The 726-nt window shown below is 72.3% G+C and carries 1 protein-coding gene; it reads right to left on the bottom strand.

Annotation, left to right across the window (positions count from 1 at the left end):
• A partial coding sequence (locus BZL64_RS37375) for an SDR family oxidoreductase (protein ID WP_158101589.1) occupies positions 1–540 on the bottom strand: 540 nt, incomplete at its 3' end.
• Between the last annotated feature and the right edge of the window lie 186 nt (positions 541–726).

The raw sequence follows: 726 nt of genomic DNA on the forward strand, positions 1-726 counted from the left end.
CGGGCCGGTCACGTCGATCTCCCGCCGCACATACCGGTCGCCCGAGGTCAGCGCCGCCACCACCACGTCCGCGATGTCCCGTACGTCGATGAAGGGCTCCCGCACCCCCTCCCCAGCCGGGAACACCAGCCCGCCGCTCAGCCGCAGCTCCTCCACCAGCGGACCCTCGCTGAAGTTCTGTGAGAACCACGAGGCCTGCACGATCGTCCAGTCGGCGCCCGACTCTCGCAGCGCGTCCTCGGTCGGCCGCGCCCGCTCCTCACCGCGCGCGGAGAGCAGCACCAGCCGCCGCACGCCGAGGGAGACCGCTTCCCGCGAGATCTCCCCGACCGCCCGCGTCGCCTCCGGCGAGCCGACGTCCGTGGGAAACGCCAGGTAGGCCGCTTGCGCGCCACGCAGTGTCTCGGCCCACGTCGACCGGTCCCGCCAGTCGAAACCGGTCGCCCGCGAGGCCGCCCGCACCGTGAGCCCGGCCGCCCGCGCGGCCGACGCCACGCGTCCGCCCGTACGACCGGTCGCGCCGGTCACCACCACCGTCATGCCGGACGTGGGGTTCTGGTTCGGGTTGGTTGTCGTGTCCTGTGCCGTGTCGTCGGCCGCGTTGTGTGTCATGCCTTCAGTCAACTGCCGTACGCCGCACGGGCCCATCGCCGAACGGCTCATTCCCATAAGCGCGCGTCTACGCTGGCCGCATGGACGCTCACCCACGCTCGAACGGGCTCACAC

The sequence above is a fragment of the Streptomyces bobili genome (assembly GCF_002154575.1).
Taxonomy (GTDB): Bacteria; Actinomycetota; Actinomycetes; order Streptomycetales; family Streptomycetaceae; genus Streptomyces; species Streptomyces bobili.